Source organism: Streptomyces aurantiacus JA 4570, assembly GCF_000414115.1.
Taxonomy (GTDB): Bacteria; Actinomycetota; Actinomycetes; order Streptomycetales; family Streptomycetaceae; genus Streptomyces; species Streptomyces aurantiacus_A.
On the sequence record NZ_AOPZ01000359.1, the window covers coordinates 12,376 to 29,994 of the forward strand.

Genomic DNA, 17,619 nt, shown 5'->3' on the forward strand with positions numbered 1-17,619 from the left:
GGCGGGCCGCCCGCACCTTCGGCCCGGGCTCAGCAGGCCCAGTCCTTGTCCAGGTCAAGCTCGCCCTCGCGCGGCTGCGTGAACGAGAACCAGTTGCCGGAGTCGTCGCGGAAGATCGCCTCGATGCCGTACGGCCGCTCCTGCGGCTCCTGGAGGAACTCGACGCCGCGCGCCTTCAGCTTCTCGCAGTCCCCGTAGATGTCGTCCGTGTTGAGGGCGCCCGCGCCGAGCACGCCCTTGGTGACCAGCTTCCGCATCGCCTCGGCCGACTCCGCGTCCATGCCCGCGCCGCCCGGCACCATCAGGGCCAGCATCAGCTCGGGCTGATCCTTGGCGCCGACGGTGAGGAAACGCATGCCGCCCTCGCCGAGCGTCATGTCCGTACGGACTTCCAGGCCGAGCTTCTCCGTGTAGAACTCCTTGGCCCGGTCCTGGTCGAGGACCCAGACGGTGGAGATGGCGAGTCCCTTGATCATGATGTGCTCCTGGTGAGGAGGGCTTACGCCCGGGGGCTTGTCTGCTTGCCCGGCCACCGTAGGCAGGGCGGTGTCCGGGCCGCTTCTCAAGAATTGCGGTCCGGGAGTTCCGGTCTCGGTGTGCCGGTGCCGTCCCGCCCCGACCGCGCCGGGAACCCGCCGGCCCACAGCAGTGCGTAACACCCGGGGATCAGCGCGGCGCCGCGGCCCACGTGCTTGGCGCGATACTCGCTCGGGGTGAGGCCCGTGTGCCGTTTGAAGGACGACGAGAACGTGCCCAGGCTGGTGAAGCCGACGAGCAGGCAGATCTCGGTGACCGCGAGGTCGGCCGAGCGGAGCATGTCCTGGGCCCGCTCGATGCGGCGGCGCGACAGATACTGCCCTGGCGTCTCCCCGTACGCCTCCTTGAAGGCGCGCAGGAAGTGATAGCGCGAATAACCGGCGTGGGCGGCCACCGCGGCCAGGTCGAGGGCGGGGTCGGCCCAGCCGCGGTCCATCGCGTCCTTCGCAAGGCGCAGCTGCCGCAGTTTCTCCACGCCCTCGATGCTGGCACGCGCCACTGACAACGGCCCCCCGGCACCGAAGTGCCGGGGGGCCGTGGGCCGGGCGGACCAGCGGGTCAGACGGCCTCTGCCACCGTCTTCTCCCGCTCGCCGCGCGCGGAGTCCCCACCCGCGTCACCGGCCGGCTTCTCGTCCGCGTGCTCCGCGGGCTCCGCAGGCTCCGCAGGCTCCGCGGGCCCGGCTCCCCGCAGCGGCGTCTCCTTCACGAAGAGCGCCGCGAGCAGCGCGCCGACGGCCATCGCGGCGGCGAGCAGGAACGCCACGTGCGTACCCGCGGACACCGCGTGCTGGTAGGCGTCGCGCGCCGCCTCCGGGAGCTTGGCGAGGCTCGCCGCGTCGAGCTGCGCGGAGTGCTCGGTGACCTTGGCGACGCCGCCGCCCGCGGCACCGGCCCGCTCGGTCATCTCGTCCTGGACCCGGTTGTTGAACAGCGCGCCCATGATGGCGACACCGAAGGACGAGCCGAGGGTGCGGAACAGCGTGGCCGTGGACGAGGCGACGCCCATGTCCTTCATCTCGACGCTGTTCTGCGCGACCAGCATGGTGATCTGCATCAGGCAGCCCATGCCGGCGCCGAGCACCGCCATGTAGACCCCGGACGTGAACCGCGAGGTGTCCGTGTCCATCTGCGCGAGCAGGAAGAGCCCGACGGCCATCAGTACGCTGCCGACGATCGGGAACACCTTGTACTTGCCGGTGGCCGTGGTGAACCGCCCCACGACCAGGGAGACCGCCATCATCCCGAGCAGCATCGGCATCAGGAGCAGCCCGGAGTTGGTGGCGGACGCGCCCTGCACGGCCTGTTGGTAGAGCGGCAGGAAGAGCATCGCGCCGAACATCACGAAGCCGGTGAGGAAGCCGACCACCGACATCAGGCTGAAGTTGAGGCTGCGGAAGATACGGAACGGCATGATCGGCTCGGCGGCCTTCTGCTGGACGAACCAGAAGCCGACGAGCGAGGCGGCACCGAGCCCGATGAGCTCCATGATCACGGCCGAGCCCCAGGCGTACTCCGTACCGCCCCAGGTGGTGACGAGGACGAACGAGGTGATGCCGACGGTAAGCAGCGCGGCGCCCAGATAGTCGATGCGGCCCTCGGCGCGCTTCTTCGGCAGGTGCAGCACGGCGCTCACCATGAACAGGGCGACGATGCCGAGCGGCAGGTTGATGTAGAAGGCCCAGCGCCAGCCGAGGTGGTCGGTGAGGGTGCCGCCGACCAGCGGCCCGCCGATCATCGCGACCGCCATGACGCCGGTCATCATGCCCATGTACTTGCCGCGCTCACGCGGCGGCACGAGCTCCCCGATGATCGCCATCACGCCGACCATCAGGCCGCCCGCGCCGAGCCCCTGCACGGCACGGAAGCCGATGAGCTGCCCCATGTCCTGGGCGAGACCGCTGAGCGCGGAGCCGATCAGGAAGATCACTATGGAGGCGAGGAAGGCGCCCTTGCGCCCGTACATGTCGCCGATCTTGCCCCAGATCGGGGTGGAGGCGGCGGTCGCGAGGGTGTACGCGGTGACGACCCAGGACAGGTGCTCCAGGCCGCCGAGGTCGCCGACGATCGTCGGCATCGCGGGCGCCACGATCATGTTGTCGAGCATCGCGAGCAGGATCGCGACCATCAGCGCGAAGATCACCACGCGCACGCTGCGCGGCTCGGGTTCCGCTCCGGCCCGTTCCCGCCCGGCCTGTTTCCTGATGTCTGCCACGGTCCCTACTCCCCTGTACGTGTACACGTGCACCCGCCGCACTTACTTGCCGCCCGGCAAGTTGGCTACAGTGGAGGAAAGTAGACCCTTAACTAGCCGGGCGTCAAGTAAGTTCTGGCGAGGGCGGGAAGAAGTGCGAGGATCGCCACCATGGGCAGCACAGACAAGCGGCAGCGCCGGGGGGACACCCGCCAGCGCATTCAGGACGTGGCACTCGAACTCTTCGCCGAGCAGGGGTACGAGAAGACGTCACTGCGTGAGATCGCGGAGCGTCTGGAGGTCACGAAGGCGGCGCTGTACTACCACTTCAAGACCAAGGAAGACATCCTCACCAGCATCTTCGACGACCTGACACGGCCCATCGACGAGCTGATCGCCTGGGGCAAGGAGCAGCCCCGCACGCTGGCGGTGAAGCGCGAGATCCTGACCCGCTACAGCGAGATCCTGACGCAGGCCGCCCCGCTCTTCCGCTTCATGCAGGAGAACCAGGCGACGATGCGCGACCTGAAGACCGGCGAGAGCTTCAAGGACCGCATGCTGCAGCTCCTCGACATCCTCACCGATGACGACCCGGCGACGCCGCTGACCGTGCAGGTGCGCTGCTTCAGCGCGCTGTTCACCATGCACGGCGGGATGTTCGTGCTGAGGGACGCCGACGGCGACCCCGAGGTGAAGCGCAAGGCCATCCTCGAGGTCGCCATCGACTTGGTGACTCAGGCGCACAACGGCGCCTGAGTCGGGGCGTACGCGCGGGGGATCAGACGCGCACGCCCTGCTCGCGCAGGAAGTTGACCGGGTTGACGGCCGAGCCGTAGTTCGGCGTCGTACGGATCTCGAAGTGCAGGTGCGGGCCGCTGGAGTTGCCGGTGTTGCCGGACAGGGCGATGCGCTGGCCGGTGCCGACGGCCTGGCCGGGGCGGACCTCGACCTTGGACAGGTGCGCGTACTGCGAGAACGTACCGTCGGAGTGCTTGATCACCACGGCGTTGCCGTACGCGGGGCCGTCACCGGCGCCGTTGGGGCCGGCCTTGACGACGGTGCCGCCGTGCACGGACTTGACCACGGTGCCGATCGGGACGGCGAAGTCCTGGCCGGAGTGCTTGCTCGACCACATGCTGCCGCCGAGCCCGAAGCTGGCGGACAGGCGGTAGTTCTCGACCGGGTCCTGCCAGGCGGCGGCCTTCTTGGCGGCAGCCTGCTTGGCCTGGGCGGCCTTCTTCGCCGCGCTCTGCTTGGCCTGCTCGGCGGCCTTGGCCTGGGCGGCGGCCTGCGCGCCCACGGAGGAGGCGGTCACGGACTGGACCCCGCCCTTGGCGTCGGCGGCGGCCGCGATCCCGGCACCGAACACCGTCGTGACGCCGACACCGGCGGCGAGGACGGCCGCCCGGGTGCGACGCGGGGACGGGCCGGAAGAGTGGGACTTGGCGCGCTTCGACATGGGGGAACCTCCGGGGAAAGGCGTGGGGGCCGGGCGTACGGGGTCTTGCCGGCAAAAGGGAATCCGGCACGCGTAGTGCGCATGCCGGACGGCTATCCCTTGGTAACCCCCACCCCGCCCCGCCCCCAAACACCCCCTCTACTAGCCGTGGCCGTACCCGGACCCGCCCACGACCGGCACCGAGGCGGCCGGTTCCATGACGGGCGTCCCGTCCGCACGACCGAAGAGCTCCACTAATCCGCCTCGTATGTGACGTATGCCCTGTGCGTCATGTCACCGGAGGGCAAGATCCACCACCCCGGGAATGTGACGCCCGCTACGCCCGCCGCGCCCCTACGCCCCTACGCCCCTGCGCCCGACGCCCCGCAAGCGCGCGGAGGGAGCCGCGCATCAGCTCCAGCGCTGGTGCGGGTACCCCAGGTCGACCGCGGTCCTGGCGAGGCCGCCGGAGCCAAGGCCGAGGGTGCGCCCGGTGGCCTTGTTCTTCAGCCGCCAGCCCGCGGAGTACTTGATCTCGTGCCACTTCTGATGGCTGCCGCCATTGCAGCTGCGAAGGTACACAGAGCCTCGGCCGTTGCTGTCGAGGCACTTTCCGGTGAGGCGGTGCTTCATGGTGTAGGTGCCGTCGGACCGCTTGGTCTCGGTCCACTTCATGCTCGCCCCGGTGGCAGAAGTCGTACGGACCTTGCCGTTGAAGTACGCCAGGTACTTGCCGTTGCCCTTGTTCTTCCAGGTGACGGCGTGGCCGGCGGCGAACGCCTCTCCCGTCCCCGCGGTGGCCAACACCGGCACCAGGACCGCAGCGGCGGCGAACTTGCCCATCAGGCGCTTCTTCATCAATTTCCCCCACTGATGATGGAATGCCGATCCACGACGCACGGCTGCCTCGGCGGCCGCCGCATGCGCCGAATCGGTCATTGAGGTCGCCCAGACGCTACCCCGGCGTGATCACGTATGCAATGCATTTCTCGAACGTGCGAACAGTCGACCGTCGGCTGAAGTGCCCGAAGCGGCCTGCCAGTTCGGCCCCGGCCCCAGGGGCCGCTCCCCCCGCACCCCGCACCGCCCACTACGCTCGCGCGCATGGACCCCGCGGCCCTTGGCATCCGAATCGCGTCCGGCGTCGTCTCTCCGCTGATCAAGAAGCTGTTCGCGCGGCCTGGCCCCGGGGCGGGCCTGGTGGACCGGCCCGTACGGATCGACGGCCTGGTGTCGTTCCGGGGCGAGCGGCGCGAGTTGGTGGAGAAGGACGTACGCGGCCTCGTGACCGAGCTGGTCCGCCAGGCCCTGCGCACCGGCGAGCGCCCGCTGCCGAAGGACGAGGTGGAAGCCGTCGTCCACGCCCTGACCCGCACCCTGCTCGCCCTCGGCGTCGTCACGCTCACGGACGTGGAGGCGGTGTCCCTGGGGCACGAGGAGCTGGCGAGCCGCCTGCGCCGGACCAGCGGGCGCCCCGAGCGCGAACTGTCGGCGGACGCGACGTACTTCTACGACCGCCTCCTGGACACGGCCTGCCTGCACATCCTGAACTTCTTCACCCAGCGGTCGACCTTTGTGGCCCGCACCCTGGTGGAGCAGAGCCGCCGCCAGGCGGAACTGATAGCCAAAGTTGACGAGTTGATCGCGCGGAACCCCCTTCCGGGGGCGGTGGACGCGGCCTTCGAGCAGCGCTATCTCGCGTACGTGGCGAAGAAGCACGGCAAGCTGACGATCTTCGGGATCGATCTCGCCAACTCGCCGGGGAAGTGGCCGCTGGACGCGGCGTATCTGAGCCTGACGGCGAGCGGGCGCGCGAAGCATCGGGATGACATCCGGCTCGAGGTCGTGCAGCGCCTGAGTGACATCGGGGTCGAGGTCGATTGGCGCCGTGCCCTTATCGCGTTCCGGGACGCCGCTCCCCGCCCCGCCGACGAAGCCCTCGCCGACCACGACCGCGTCCTGCTGCGCGGCGAGGCGGGCTCCGGCAAGACGACCCTCGTCCAGTGGCTGGCGGTCTCGGCCGCGCGCCAGGCCCTGGACGGGCACGGCGACCGCATGGCGTACACAGCCGAGCGCGACGACCGCATGGCGTACCTGCGCGACCGCGTCCCCTACGTACTCCCCCTGCGCACCCTGACCCGGCACGGCGAACGCCTGCCCGCCCCCAAGGACTTCCTCCCGGCGGTCGGCTCCCCGCTCGCGGGCACGCAGCCCGACGGCTGGGAGTCCCGCGTGCTGACCGCCGGCCGCGCCCTCGTCCTGGTCGACGGCATCGACGAGGTACCGGACACGGAACGCGCCCGCACGCGCGCGTGGCTGACGGACCTGATGGAGGCGTACCCCGGCAACCGCTGGCTGGTCACGTCGCGCCCCTCCGCCGTGCGCGAGGACTGGCTCGCCGACGAGGAGTTCACCGAGCTGACGCTGGCGCCGATGAGCGGGGCGGACGTGGCGGCGTTCATCCGGCGCTGGCACGCGGCCGCGGCGACGGGCGCGCCCGAGGAGAAGGCGGCGCTGGCTTCGTACGAGACCCAGCTCCTGGAAGCCGTGGGGACCAAGCCCGACCTGGGCCGCCTCGCCACCAACCCGCTGATGTGCGGCCTGATCTGCGCGCTGCACCGGGACCGCAGGGGTTTCCTCCCCCTGGGCCGCAAGGATCTCTACACGGCGGCCCTGTCCATGCTCCTGATCCGCCGCGACCGCGAACGCCACATGGCGGTCCCCGAACTCCGCGAGGAGCCCCAGCTCCAGCTGTTGCAGCGCCTCGCGTACTGGCTGATCCGCAACGGCCGTACGGCGATGGACCGTTCCCGCGCCCAGTCGATCATCGCGGACGCGCTGCCGGCGGTGCCGGAGCTGGCCGCCCTGGGCGACGCCGAGGCCGTGTACGCCCACTTTCTGCACCGCAGCGGCCTGCTCCGCGAACCGGGGCCGGGGACGGTGGAGTTCGTGCACCGCACGTTCCAGGACTTCCTGGGGGCGCGGGCGGCGGTGGACGAGGGCGATTTCGGGGTCCTCGCCGGGCACGGGGCCGACGATCAGTGGGAGGACGTCATCCGCATGGCGGTGGCCCAGGCCCGCCCGCGGGAACGGGTCGAACTCCTGCGGGACCTGCTCGCGTACGGCGACACCCACCGCGACGACGCGGCCCGCAAGCGGACGCATCTGCTGGCGGCGGCCTGCCTGGAGCACGCGGCGGAGCTGGCGCCGGAGGTGCGGGCTGAGGTGGAGCGGCGGACGGCCGAGCTGATTCCGCCGCGCGGCGCGGAGGACGCGCGGGAGCTCGGGGCCGTCGGCGCGATGGTGCTCGGCCTGCTCCCCGGCCCAGACGAGGTGGACGGGGAGGAGGCCCGGCTGGTCGCGATCGCGGCGACGCATGTGCGCTCGGACGCGGCGATCCCCTTCCTCGCACGGTACGTCGACCACCCCAGCCTCGGCGTCCGCAGCCAGCTCATGTGGGGCTGGCACCGCTTCGACTGCCGCATGTACGCGGAGCAGGTCGTCGCCCATCTGGACGACGGGGAGACCCACTTCACGCTGCGCAGCGAGGAACAGGCCGCGGAACTGGACCGGTTGGGCCTGCGCCCGAAGCACCTGGACATCCGGCCGGATCTCGACCCGGAGACGGTGTCCCGGCTGCTCGTGGACTGCGAACCGGAGACCCTGATGCTCTGGACCCCGCCCGCGCGGCTCGACCCCGCCGCGTTCGCGGCGCTGCGCGGGCTCAAGGCACTGCGCGTCTTCAACGTGGAGGAGCCCTGGAGCCTCGGCATGTTCCCGGCGGAGGCTCCCCTGAAGACCCTTGGTGTGCTCGGCCCCCGGCAGTACGTGGAGGACTGGGACGCCATGGACCGATGGCCGGAGCTGGAGTGGGTCGTCTACGACCGCGACGACGGGCCGGGGCCGGACACGGAGTGGCGGGTGCTCGCCCGCCTCCCGCGCCTCGACACGCTGTACCTGTCGGCCGACAGCCTGGGGAACGCGCCGGACGACCTGAGCCTGCCGCACGTCACCCAGGTGCACCTGGACCACACCGGGGAGTGGGACGGGGTCCCGGCCCGCCTCGCGAAGGTCTTCCCGGCCATGACCCTGCTCTACGTGAACATCCGCGCGCACGACGTCGCGCCGATCGACGCGGGTGCCCTCGCGGCCGCGCTGCCGACGCTGACGCGCGTCCGCGTGCCCGGCCCCCTGACGACGGGGCTCGACGCCGTGCCCGGCCACATCGGCGTCGACGCCTACGACCTCGATCCCGAGCCGGCCGGCGCCGCGCCGCCTCGCCGCCCCCGGCAGACGACGTCCCGCACCCGCCCGGCAGCACCGTGACCCGGCGGCACACGCCCCACCCACGTCAGGACGCACGGTTCATGGGCCACCGCACAATGACGCACCGTTCACGGCCCACCTCGCAGCAGGACGCACAGCTCACGGGCCACGTCACAGGAGGGCGCACCGCACATGGATCCCGCACTGCTCGGCACCCGGCTGGCGACGACCGCCGTGGCGCCGCTCCTGAAGAAGCTGTTCCGCCAGGACGGCCCCGGCGCGGGCCTCACCGACAGGCCCGTGCGCCTCGCCTCCCTCCTCTCCTTCCGGGGCGAGAAGCGCGCCCTCACGGAGCCCGACGTACGGAAACTGGCCGCCCACCTGGTGCGGCGGGCGCTCGCCGAGCCCGGTGAGACCCCCTGCCCGCCGGACGAGGAGACCGCGGTCGCCGACGCGCTCGCGCGCACTCTCCTCGCCCTCGGCGACCTGGAGATGGACGACGTCCAGGCGGTACGTCTCGGCCACGCGGCACTCGCCCGCGAGCTCCGCACCCGCGCCCCCGCCCCGCCCCACCTCTCCGCCGACGCCACCGCCTTCCTCGACTCCCTCACCGAGCTGGCCTGCGTCCACGTCGTCCACTTCTTCACGCAGCGCTCCACCTTTGTGGCCCGCACCCTGGTGGAACAGACCCGCGCCCAGGCGGAACTGATAGCCAAACTTGACGAGTTGATCGCCCGTAACCCCCGCCCGGACGTGGCCGCCGCCGCGTTCGAGCGCCGCTACCTCGACCACATCGCCGAGAAGCACAACCGCATCACCATCTACGGCATCGACCTGCGCGAGTCCCCCGACCGCTGGCCCCTGGAAGTCGCGTACCTCAGCCTGGAGGCGACCACCGCCGAAAGCCGCCCGCACGAGGGCCTCGACGGCCTTCCCGACGCCGGCCCCGTCACCGTCCAGTTCCCCGCCGACACCGCCCTCGCCGAACACCCCCGCGTGCTGCTGCGCGGCGACGCGGGCTCCGGCAAGACGACGCTCGTCCAGTGGCTCGCCGTCAGCACCGCCACCCGCACCCGGGCCGCGCGCACCCCGTCCGTCGCCGACCGCATCCCGTTCGTCCTCCCCTTACGTACGCTGCTCAGAACCGGAATCCTCCCCTCCCCCGACGCGTTCCTCGCCGCCGTGGGCTGCCCGCACACCGCGCCCGACGGGTGGGCCTCGGGCGTCCTGCGCTCCGGCCGCGGGCTCGTCATGATCGACGGCATCGACGAGGTCCCCGCCGCCGATCGCACCCGCACCCGCGACTGGCTCCTCGACCTCACCCACGCCTACCCGGCCAACCAGTGGCTGGTCACCTCCCGGCCCACGGCCGTCCGCCCCACCTGGCTCGCCGACCGCGACTTCCGCGAGCTCGCTCTCGCCCCGATGAACCGCGCCGACGTCGCCACCTTCGTGCACCGCTGGCACACCGCGGCGGACGCCCAGCCGTACGCGGAACCACTCCTCTCCGCCCTGCGCGCCAAACGCGACCTGGCCCGCATGGCCACCAACCCCCTGATGTGCGGCCTGATCTGCGCCCTGCACCGCGAACGCCGGGGCTTCCTGCCCCAGGGCCGCAAGTCCCTCTACGACGCGGCCCTCTCCATGCTCCTCACCCGCCGCGACCGCGAACGCGGCATGGGCGCGCCCGACGGCATCGAGCTGTCCGAAGAGGCCCAGCTCGAACTCCTCCAGTCCCTCGCCTACAGCCTCATCCTCGGCGGCCGCACCGAGATGGACCACGACACGGCGCTGCTGCTCCTGGAGCGCGCCCTGCCCCACGTCGCCTCCGCCGCCGAGCAGGGTGACGCCCGGGCCGTCTTCCGCCACCTCCTGCTCCGCAGCGGCCTCCTCCGCGAACCCGGGCCGGGGACGGTGGAGTTCGTCCACCGCACCTTCCAGGACTACCTGGGCGCCCGCGCCGCGGTGGCCGAGGGCCACCTCGACGCCCTGGCCGGCCACGCGGGGGACCCCCAGTGGGAGGACGTCATCCGCATGTCCGTCGCCCACGCCCGCCCCGCCGAACGCGACGCGCTCCTGCGCAAACTCCTGGCCACCGACACCGGCCCGCGCGTCGCCCTCCTGGCCCTGGCCTGCCTGGAGGACGCGACGTCACTGTCCCCGGCGGTGCGGCAGGAGGTGGAGTCCCGGGCCGCGGGCCTCATCCCCCCGCGCACGGCGGCGGAATGCCGCGTCCTCGCGGAGGCGGGCCCACTGGTCCTCGAACTGCTTCCGGGACCGGAGGGCCTTTCGGACGACGAGGCGCTCGGGGTCGTCCACACCGCCCGGCTCGTGGGTACGGATGCGTCCCTGCCGCTGCTGAAGCAGTACCGGCGGCATCCGCACTCCAGCGTCCGCGTCCGGATCCTCCAGGCATGGGACCAGTTCGAGGCGGACGAGTACGCCGACGAAATCCTCTCCGGGATGTCCTCGCAGGGAGTCTTCGTCACCGTCAAGAGCAGGGCACAGGCGCGGGCGCTGCACCGAATCGGCTCTCCGTCCCTGGTCAACATCCACGGCAGTTACACAGCTGAGGAACTGCTTGCCTTTGTCTCTCCGGAAACACTCACCAGCCTGCACGTGATGGACAATCCGCTGCTGACGGATGTCGTCCCCTTCACGGCTCTACGACGTCTCAACAGCCTCGGGCTTTCGTCATGCGGGCCGCTGCTGGATCTCGGTCCGCTGGCCGCGCTGGAATTGACCGGGCTGACCCTGGGCGTTGCCGCGCGTGGACTGGAACGTCTGACAACTCTGCGTACCCTCTTCATCAGCTCTCCCTTGGCAGGTGGTGACCTCACCGCGTCGTTGCCTGCCGAGGCCCCGCTGGAGACCCTCAGTCTCAGCACCGGAGTCCTCATCAATACCGGGCTGCGAGGCCTCGGACATTGGCAGACCCTGAGACGACTCTCGCTGCTCGCTTCCGAGGGTGAACTCGCCACCGGGGACTTCGAGGAGATGGCAGCGCATCCGTCCCTCGACGAACTTCAGCTGGAAAGAGACCTTCTCCCCTCGTTCGCGCAGCACTCCCCAGAACTCCGCGGAATCGAAACCCTCCACCTTTTCGGGCTGCGCGAAAGCACGGATCTCACCCCTCTGAGCAGGGTGTTCACCGGAGTACGCACGGTCATCATCAGCGCTGCCCAGGACCAACGCCTGTCGGCTGCCCCATACAACAGCGCGTTTCCCGACGCCGACGTCGAAGTCCGCAACACCTTCTGGAACGCCCCGCCCGCCTGACCGAAAAAGGGCTGCCCCGGACCGTACGAAACGGTCCGGGGCAGCCCCTCAAGCGCGCCCTGGAAGGGCTACGCGTCCTTGCTCAGGTTGGGCCCGCCGCCCGCGGCGGACTCGATCGGCGGCACATCCGGCAGCGCCGCCTTCTCCTCGCCACGGAACGTGAACGTGGCGGTCTCGCCCTCACCCTCCGTGTCGACGACCACGATGTGCCCGGGGCGCAGCTCGCCGAAGAGGATCTTCTCGGAGAGCGTGTCCTCGACCTCGCGCTGGATGGTGCGGCGCAGCGGCCGCGCACCCAGGACGGGGTCGTACCCCTTCTTGGCGAGGAGCTCCTTCGCGGACTGGGAGAGCTCGATGCCCATGTCCCGGTCCTTCAGGCGCTCGTCCACCTTGGTGATCATGAGGTCGACGATCTCGAGGATGTCGCCCTGGCTCAGCTGCGGGAAGACGACGACGTCGTCCACGCGGTTGAGGAACTCGGGCCGGAAGTGCTGCTTCAGCTCGTCCGAGACCTTGTTCTTCATGCGCTCGTAGTTGGACTTCGTGTCGCCCTGGGCGGCGAAGCCCAGGTTGAAGCCCTTGGAGATGTCCCGCGTGCCGAGGTTGGTCGTCATGATGATGACCGTGTTCTTGAAGTCCACGACCCGGCCCTGGGAGTCGGTCAGGCGGCCGTCCTCCAGGATCTGGAGCAGCGAGTTGAAGATGTCCGGGTGGGCCTTCTCGACCTCGTCGAAGAGGACGACGGAGAACGGCTTGCGGCGGACCTTCTCGGTCAGCTGGCCGCCCTCTTCGTAGCCCACGTAACCGGGGGGCGAACCGAAGAGGCGCGAGACCGTGTGCTTCTCGCTGAACTCCGACATGTCGAGGGAGATCAGCGCGTCCTCGTCACCGAAGAGGAACTCGGCGAGGGCCTTGCTCAGCTCGGTCTTACCGACACCGGAGGGGCCCGCGAAGATGAACGAGCCACCGGGGCGCTTCGGGTCCTTCAGACCCGCTCGCGTACGCCGGATCGCCTTCGAGAGCGCCTTGACGGCGTCCTTCTGGCCGATGACGCGCTTGTGGAGCTCGTCCTCCATGCGGAGCAGACGGGAGGACTCCTCCTCCGTCAGCTTGAAGACCGGGATGCCGGTCGCCGTGGCGAGGACCTCGGCGATCAGCTCGCCGTCGACCTCGGCGACGACGTCCATGTCGCCGGCCTTCCACTCCTTCTCGCGCTTGGCCTTGGCGGCCAGGAGCTGCTTCTCCTTGTCGCGCAGGGAGGCGGCCTTCTCGAAGTCCTGGGAGTCGATCGCCGACTCCTTGTCCCGGCGCACGCCCGCGATCTTCTCGTCGAACTCGCGGAGGTCCGGCGGCGCGGTCATCCGGCGGATGCGCATCCGGGAGCCCGCCTCGTCGATCAGGTCGATCGCCTTGTCGGGCAGGAAGCGGTCCGAGATGTACCGGTCGGCCAGGGTGGCGGCCTGGACCAGGGCCTCGTCGGTGATGGAGACGCGGTGGTGCGCCTCGTACCGGTCGCGGAGGCCCTTCAGGATCTCGATGGTGTGCGGCAGCGACGGCTCCGCGACCTGGATGGGCTGGAAGCGGCGCTCGAGGGCGGCGTCCTTCTCCAGGTGCTTGCGGTACTCGTCGAGCGTGGTCGCGCCGATGGTCTGCAGTTCGCCGCGCGCCAGCATCGGCTTCAGGATCGAGGCCGCGTCGATGGCGCCTTCCGCGGCACCCGCACCCACGAGCGTGTGCAGCTCGTCGATGAACAGGATGATGTCGCCGCGGGTGCGGATCTCCTTGAGGACCTTCTTCAGGCGCTCTTCGAAGTCACCGCGGTAGCGCGAGCCTGCGACCAGGGCGCCGAGGTCGAGGGTGTAGAGGTGCTTGTCCTTGAGGGTCTCGGGCACCTCGCCCTTGACGATGGCCTGAGCGAGGCCCTCGACGACGGCGGTCTTGCCGACGCCGGGCTCACCGATCAGGACCGGGTTGTTCTTCGTGCGGCGGGACAGCACCTGCATGACCCGCTCGATCTCCTTCTCGCGCCCGATGACCGGGTCGAGCTTGGACTCACGAGCGGCCTGGGTGAGGTTCCGGCCGAACTGGTCGAGGACCAGGGACGTGGAGGGCGTGCCCTCGGCAGGACCGCCGGCGGTGGCGGTCTCCTTGCCCTGGTATCCGGAGAGCAGCTGGATGACCTGCTGCCGCACCCGGTTGAGATCGGCGCCCAGCTTGACCAGGACCTGGGCGGCGACGCCCTCGCCCTCGCGGATCAGGCCGAGCAGGATGTGCTCCGTGCCGATGTAGTTGTGCCCGAGCTGAAGGGCCTCGCGGAGCGACAGCTCCAGGACCTTCTTGGCACGGGGCGTGAAGGGGATGTGGCCCGAGGGCGCCTGCTGGCCCTGGCCGATGATCTCCTCCACCTGCTGGCGGACCGCCTCGAGCGAAATCCCGAGGCTCTCCAGGGCCTTAGCGGCGACACCCTCACCCTCATGGATCAGGCCCAGGAGGATGTGCTCGGTGCCGATGTAGTTGTGGTTGAGCATCCGGGCTTCTTCCTGAGCCAGGACGACAACCCGCCGCGCGCGGTCGGTGAACCTCTCGAACATCGTTAATCGCTCCTCAGAGCGGTCAGGCAGTAAGGGGACGCTCCCCTCCCTGTCCTTCCGCAGCTTAGTCCCGCAAGCGGGGACCGCTCATTCCAACTGCCGACACCCGTCCGGATCACCCTCACTACGGTAGGGAACGCTTCCTGACTCATACGCCGACACATGCTCCAACCTGATGGTGCGAGACGATGTTCCCGCAGGCCAAGCAGTTACCCTCGCCATGAGTACGCCGTTGGCGAACGTGAGACACCTGAACGCTGCGTGTCGCCCCTCCCCACTAGGGATGTCTTACCCGTATGCACTGACACTCCATGCAGCGCGCACCGGTTCCCTCCGCTACGGGCGAACACCCTTGCGCCGCGAAGTACGCCATCACGCCCCCTGCGTCACCACCGTACGCATTCGCTTCAGCACTCAGCGTGACATGGGCCGTAACTCCAGTGTGCCTCGCGCTGTTGCTCCGGGCATGGCCCTCAGCGTTCCGCACCCCAGGCAGCCGCTCGACCGGCGCGACGCGCATGACGCGGGTCCGGACGTACGTGACGCGGGCACGGCGGACCCGGCGGCGGTCCGGTGCTGGTACGAGAACGGCCTGGGCTGGGCCGTGGCTCCCGGGCCGGACGTCCGGCTGCTCACGGGGCTGCGCTTCGACGTCCTCGAGCTGCCGGCCGAGGCGGGCTTCGCGTCGCTGCGGCAGCTGGGCCCGAGGGCGCCCGTGGCACTGCACGGGGAGACGATGCGGCTGTTCGTGGCCGCGGGCAGCGCGGACGAGCTGCCTGGGCTGCTCGACTGGCTGGAGTGGGGGGACATCCCCCTGGACCTCAGGGCGATCGGCGCGGGCGGCCTGGTCGACGCGCCCACCCCTCCTGGCATGGCGGGTCCGCGAGGGGCCGCCGTCTGGCTGCGGCCCCCCGAGCCCGGCTACGAGGTGGAGGCGACGCTGCCGTCGCTGACGGCCGTGCCCGCCCTGGCGCCGAGCGCGGCCCTGTGCACGGGCGGCAGCGGAACCGACCCCCATTCCGGCTCCGCCGCGGGCTCCGATCTCGTACGCCTCGTGGACACGGCGGCAACGCAAGTCCACCGGGTCCGGTTGTGGCGCACGAGCAGTCAGCCGTTGGCCTTCTCGTAGGCCTCGCGAATGGACGCGGGGACGCGGCCGCGGTCGTTGACCTCGTAGCCGTTGTCCTTCGCCCACGCGCGAATCTGCGCCGTGTCCTGGCTGCCGCCCGAAGCCGCAGCCCGCGACTTGCCGCGTCCGCTGGAGCGGCCCCCGGTCCGACGGCCGCCCTTGACGTACGGCTCGAGAAGACCGCGGAGCTTGTCGGCGTTCGCGGTGGTGAGATCGATCTCGTACGTCTTGCCGTCCAGCGCGAACGTCACGGTCTCGTCCGCCTCGCCGCCGTCGAGGTCATCGACAAGAAGGACCTGAACCTTCTGTGCCACCGGATTTCCTTTCATCGATAACTTCAGGGCCGAACCATGCGGCGTGAGCCGCCGATTCCCCGCCCCCTGTTATATGCAGCACTGCAGTACGTCGGAAAGCAAACCGCTTTTCTTGGGAAAACACAAACCCCTGGGAGAGACCGGCTCCACGAGATCCCGGGAAACATGCGCGTTTCGGACATAGGGCACCCGGGCATGTGACTGCCCGGAATAGCTCGGTCACGATCACAGATGCAGAAGCATCCGGCTGTTGCCCAAGGTGTTCGGTTTCACTCGTTCGAGGCCGAGGAACTCCGCGACGCCCTCGTCATAGGAACGCAGCAGCTCGCTGTAGACATCTGTGTCGACGGTATCGGCGGGTGTCTCGCCGATCTCCACGAAGCCGTGCTTGGCGAAGAAGTCCACTTCGAAGGTGAGGCAGAAAACCCTCCGGACGCCGAGCCAGCGGGCGGTCCGCAGCAACTCACCGAGCAGCCGACGCCCCACGCCCGCGCCCTTGACCTGTGGATTCACCGCCAACGTACGCACTTCGGCGAGGTCTTCCCACATCACGTGCAACGCGCCGCAGCCGACCACGGGAGCCGCTTTGCCGTCCTCGGCCGCGCCTTCCGCGACCCAGAACTCCTGGATGTCCTCGTAAAGCGTGACGGTCGCTTTGTCGAGCAGGATGCCCCGGCGGACGTACGGATCGAGCAGGGCCCGCACCGCGGGCACATCGGCGGTGCGGGCCCGGCGTACGGAGACCTCATTTGCCGGGAGCGCGCCGCGCGCCCCGAGTTCGCCGGGCGCCCGGCCGAGTTCGCCGGGTCCCTGCGGGAGTTCGTCGGGCTGTGCTGGCATGAGCGGACGCTATCGGTCGGACCCCGGCCCGGGGCCTCCGGGGTTCTGCTCGCCTTCCGCCTCGCGTTCGCCCCCGGCTTCGGCTTCGGACCTTCGATCGGCATCGGCTTCGGCCTTGCGCTCGGCTTCGGCTTCGGCCTTGCGATCCGCGTCGCCTTCCATGCGAACCGTGTCGCCTTCCACCATGCGAACGGCGTCGCTCAGCGCTTCCCGCTGCTGCGGCGACATCATCCCGAAGAAGGCGACGAGAGCGGCCGCCGGGTTGTCACTCTGCGACCAGGCTTCGTTCATCAGTGCGGCGGCGTACGCGGCACGGGTGGAGACCGCCTCATATCGATAGGCCCGGCCTTCCGCTTCGCGGCGCACCCAGCCCTTCTGATGGAGATTGTCCAAAACGGTCATGACGGTCGTGTACGCGATGGACCGTTCCTGCTGAAGATCTTCCAGGACTTCTCGAACGGTCACGGGGCGGTTCCACTTCCACACCCGGGTCATCACTGCGTCTTCGAGTTCTCCCAATGGGCGAGGCACGGTTGAACAATAGTGGGCGAGGTCACTAATGGCGTGATGGACGTGGCATACCGGTCGTTTCCGCAACAAAAAGGGCGTACGACTCGGTGTCGAGTCGTACGCCGTGGGGATCGCGGTCGCTCAGGCGTCGCCGGTCTTGGGGGTCTGCCGGACGGACTCGGCGCGGGCGATCGCCGCGTCGACGGCGGCGTCCTCCTTGGCCTTGTTGGCGCCGCCCTGGGTCTTGACGATCGTCACGATGAGGCCGACGAAGAACACGGCCATCACTACGGGGGGTACGAGCGCGGAGACGTAGTCCATGCCCCCAGCGTAGCTAGCCCGCGGCCAGCCGTTGCGCCGGGGCAGCGAGCCGTTGCGCCGGGGCGGCGGGCGGTGCCGGGCGCTTGGGCGGGAACACCTCGGCCGGCGTGGGCACCGGGCGGGGCCGCTCCGGCGAGGGCGCGGGACGCTCGGCGGGCGGGTTCGGCCGGGGCGCGGGCTTCTGGTCCTTGCCGCTCTTCT

The 17,619-nt window shown here is 70.0% G+C and carries 14 protein-coding genes and 1 pseudogene; 4 read left to right on the forward strand and 11 right to left on the reverse strand.

Translation table 11 applies throughout. The features are described 5' to 3' along the window. Window positions 1-29: 29 nt before the first annotated feature. From STRAU_RS29775 to STRAU_RS29785, 3 genes are all read right to left on the reverse strand, one after another. Window positions 30-476 carry a VOC family protein gene (locus tag STRAU_RS29775; protein ID WP_016644129.1) on the reverse strand — a complete coding sequence of 149 codons (447 nt, stop codon included), beginning with the start codon at window positions 474-476 and terminating at the stop codon, window positions 30-32. An 86-nt stretch (window positions 477-562) separates the two neighbouring features. Continuing rightward, a complete protein-coding gene (locus STRAU_RS29780) occupies window positions 563-973 on the reverse strand; it encodes a helix-turn-helix transcriptional regulator (protein WP_078621592.1) in 411 nt (136 codons plus the stop codon). A gap of 122 nt (window positions 974-1,095) precedes the next feature. Further along, complete coding sequence (locus STRAU_RS29785; RefSeq protein ID WP_016644130.1) at window positions 1,096-2,751, reverse strand: MDR family MFS transporter; 1,656 nt, start codon at window positions 2,749-2,751, stop codon at window positions 1,096-1,098. A gap of 150 nt (window positions 2,752-2,901) precedes the next feature. Between STRAU_RS29785 and STRAU_RS29790 the strand changes: the two genes are divergently transcribed. Beyond that, on the forward strand, window positions 2,902-3,486 hold the full coding sequence (locus STRAU_RS29790) for a TetR/AcrR family transcriptional regulator (protein WP_016644131.1): 585 nt from the start codon (window positions 2,902-2,904) through the stop codon (window positions 3,484-3,486). Window positions 3,487-3,508: 22 nt separating this feature from the next. Here the strand turns inward: STRAU_RS29790 and STRAU_RS29795 are convergent, their stop codons facing one another. Continuing rightward, complete coding sequence (locus STRAU_RS29795) at window positions 3,509-4,189, reverse strand: M23 family metallopeptidase (RefSeq protein ID WP_016644132.1); 681 nt, start codon at window positions 4,187-4,189, stop codon at window positions 3,509-3,511. Window positions 4,190-4,579: 390 nt separating this feature from the next. Further along, on the reverse strand, window positions 4,580-5,026 hold the full coding sequence (locus STRAU_RS39295; protein ID WP_016644134.1) for an RICIN domain-containing protein: 447 nt from the start codon (window positions 5,024-5,026) through the stop codon (window positions 4,580-4,582). A 246-nt stretch (window positions 5,027-5,272) separates the two neighbouring features. Here STRAU_RS39295 and STRAU_RS29805 point away from each other — a divergent pair, with 246 nt between their 5' ends. Continuing rightward, window positions 5,273-8,494 (forward strand): NACHT domain-containing protein, encoded by a 3,222-nt coding sequence (locus tag STRAU_RS29805; protein ID WP_016644135.1) that lies wholly within the window; start codon window positions 5,273-5,275, stop codon window positions 8,492-8,494. A 132-nt stretch (window positions 8,495-8,626) separates the two neighbouring features. Next, window positions 8,627-11,713, forward strand: coding sequence for an NACHT domain-containing protein (locus STRAU_RS29810; protein WP_016644137.1), 3,087 nt, complete (start codon window positions 8,627-8,629; stop codon window positions 11,711-11,713). Between the two features lie 68 nt (window positions 11,714-11,781). On the opposite strand, the gene STRAU_RS29815 is transcribed toward STRAU_RS29810, so the two are convergent. Continuing rightward, window positions 11,782-14,304, reverse strand: coding sequence for an ATP-dependent Clp protease ATP-binding subunit (locus STRAU_RS29815; protein ID WP_016644138.1), 2,523 nt, complete (start codon window positions 14,302-14,304; stop codon window positions 11,782-11,784). Between the two features lie 466 nt (window positions 14,305-14,770). On the opposite strand from STRAU_RS29815, the gene STRAU_RS29820 reads away from it, so the two are divergent. Beyond that, window positions 14,771-15,433, forward strand: a complete 663-nt coding sequence (locus STRAU_RS29820) for an SCO3374 family protein (RefSeq protein ID WP_016644139.1) — start codon at window positions 14,771-14,773, stop codon at window positions 15,431-15,433. On the opposite strand, the gene STRAU_RS29825 is transcribed toward STRAU_RS29820, so the two are convergent. The 5 genes and pseudogenes from STRAU_RS29825 to STRAU_RS40760 form a co-directional block, all read right to left on the reverse strand. Further along, window positions 15,412-15,747, reverse strand: a complete 336-nt coding sequence (locus STRAU_RS29825) for a histone-like nucleoid-structuring protein Lsr2 (protein ID WP_037662808.1) — start codon at window positions 15,745-15,747, stop codon at window positions 15,412-15,414. The genes STRAU_RS29820 and STRAU_RS29825 overlap by 22 nt on opposite strands. A 225-nt stretch (window positions 15,748-15,972) precedes the next feature. Continuing rightward, window positions 15,973-16,587 (reverse strand): amino-acid N-acetyltransferase, encoded by a 615-nt coding sequence (locus tag STRAU_RS29830; RefSeq protein WP_016644141.1) that lies wholly within the window; start codon window positions 16,585-16,587, stop codon window positions 15,973-15,975. Between the two features lie 9 nt (window positions 16,588-16,596). Next, window positions 16,597-17,118, reverse strand: coding sequence for a BlaI/MecI/CopY family transcriptional regulator (locus STRAU_RS29835; RefSeq protein ID WP_078621590.1), 522 nt, complete (start codon window positions 17,116-17,118; stop codon window positions 16,597-16,599). Window positions 17,119-17,238: 120 nt separating this feature from the next. Beyond that, a complete protein-coding gene (locus tag STRAU_RS29840) occupies window positions 17,239-17,418 on the reverse strand; it encodes a hypothetical protein (protein ID WP_016644144.1) in 180 nt (59 codons plus the stop codon). 13 nt (window positions 17,419-17,431) lie between these two features. After that, window positions 17,432-17,619 (reverse strand): annotated as a pseudogene (locus STRAU_RS40760) (hypothetical protein); the annotation flags it as partial.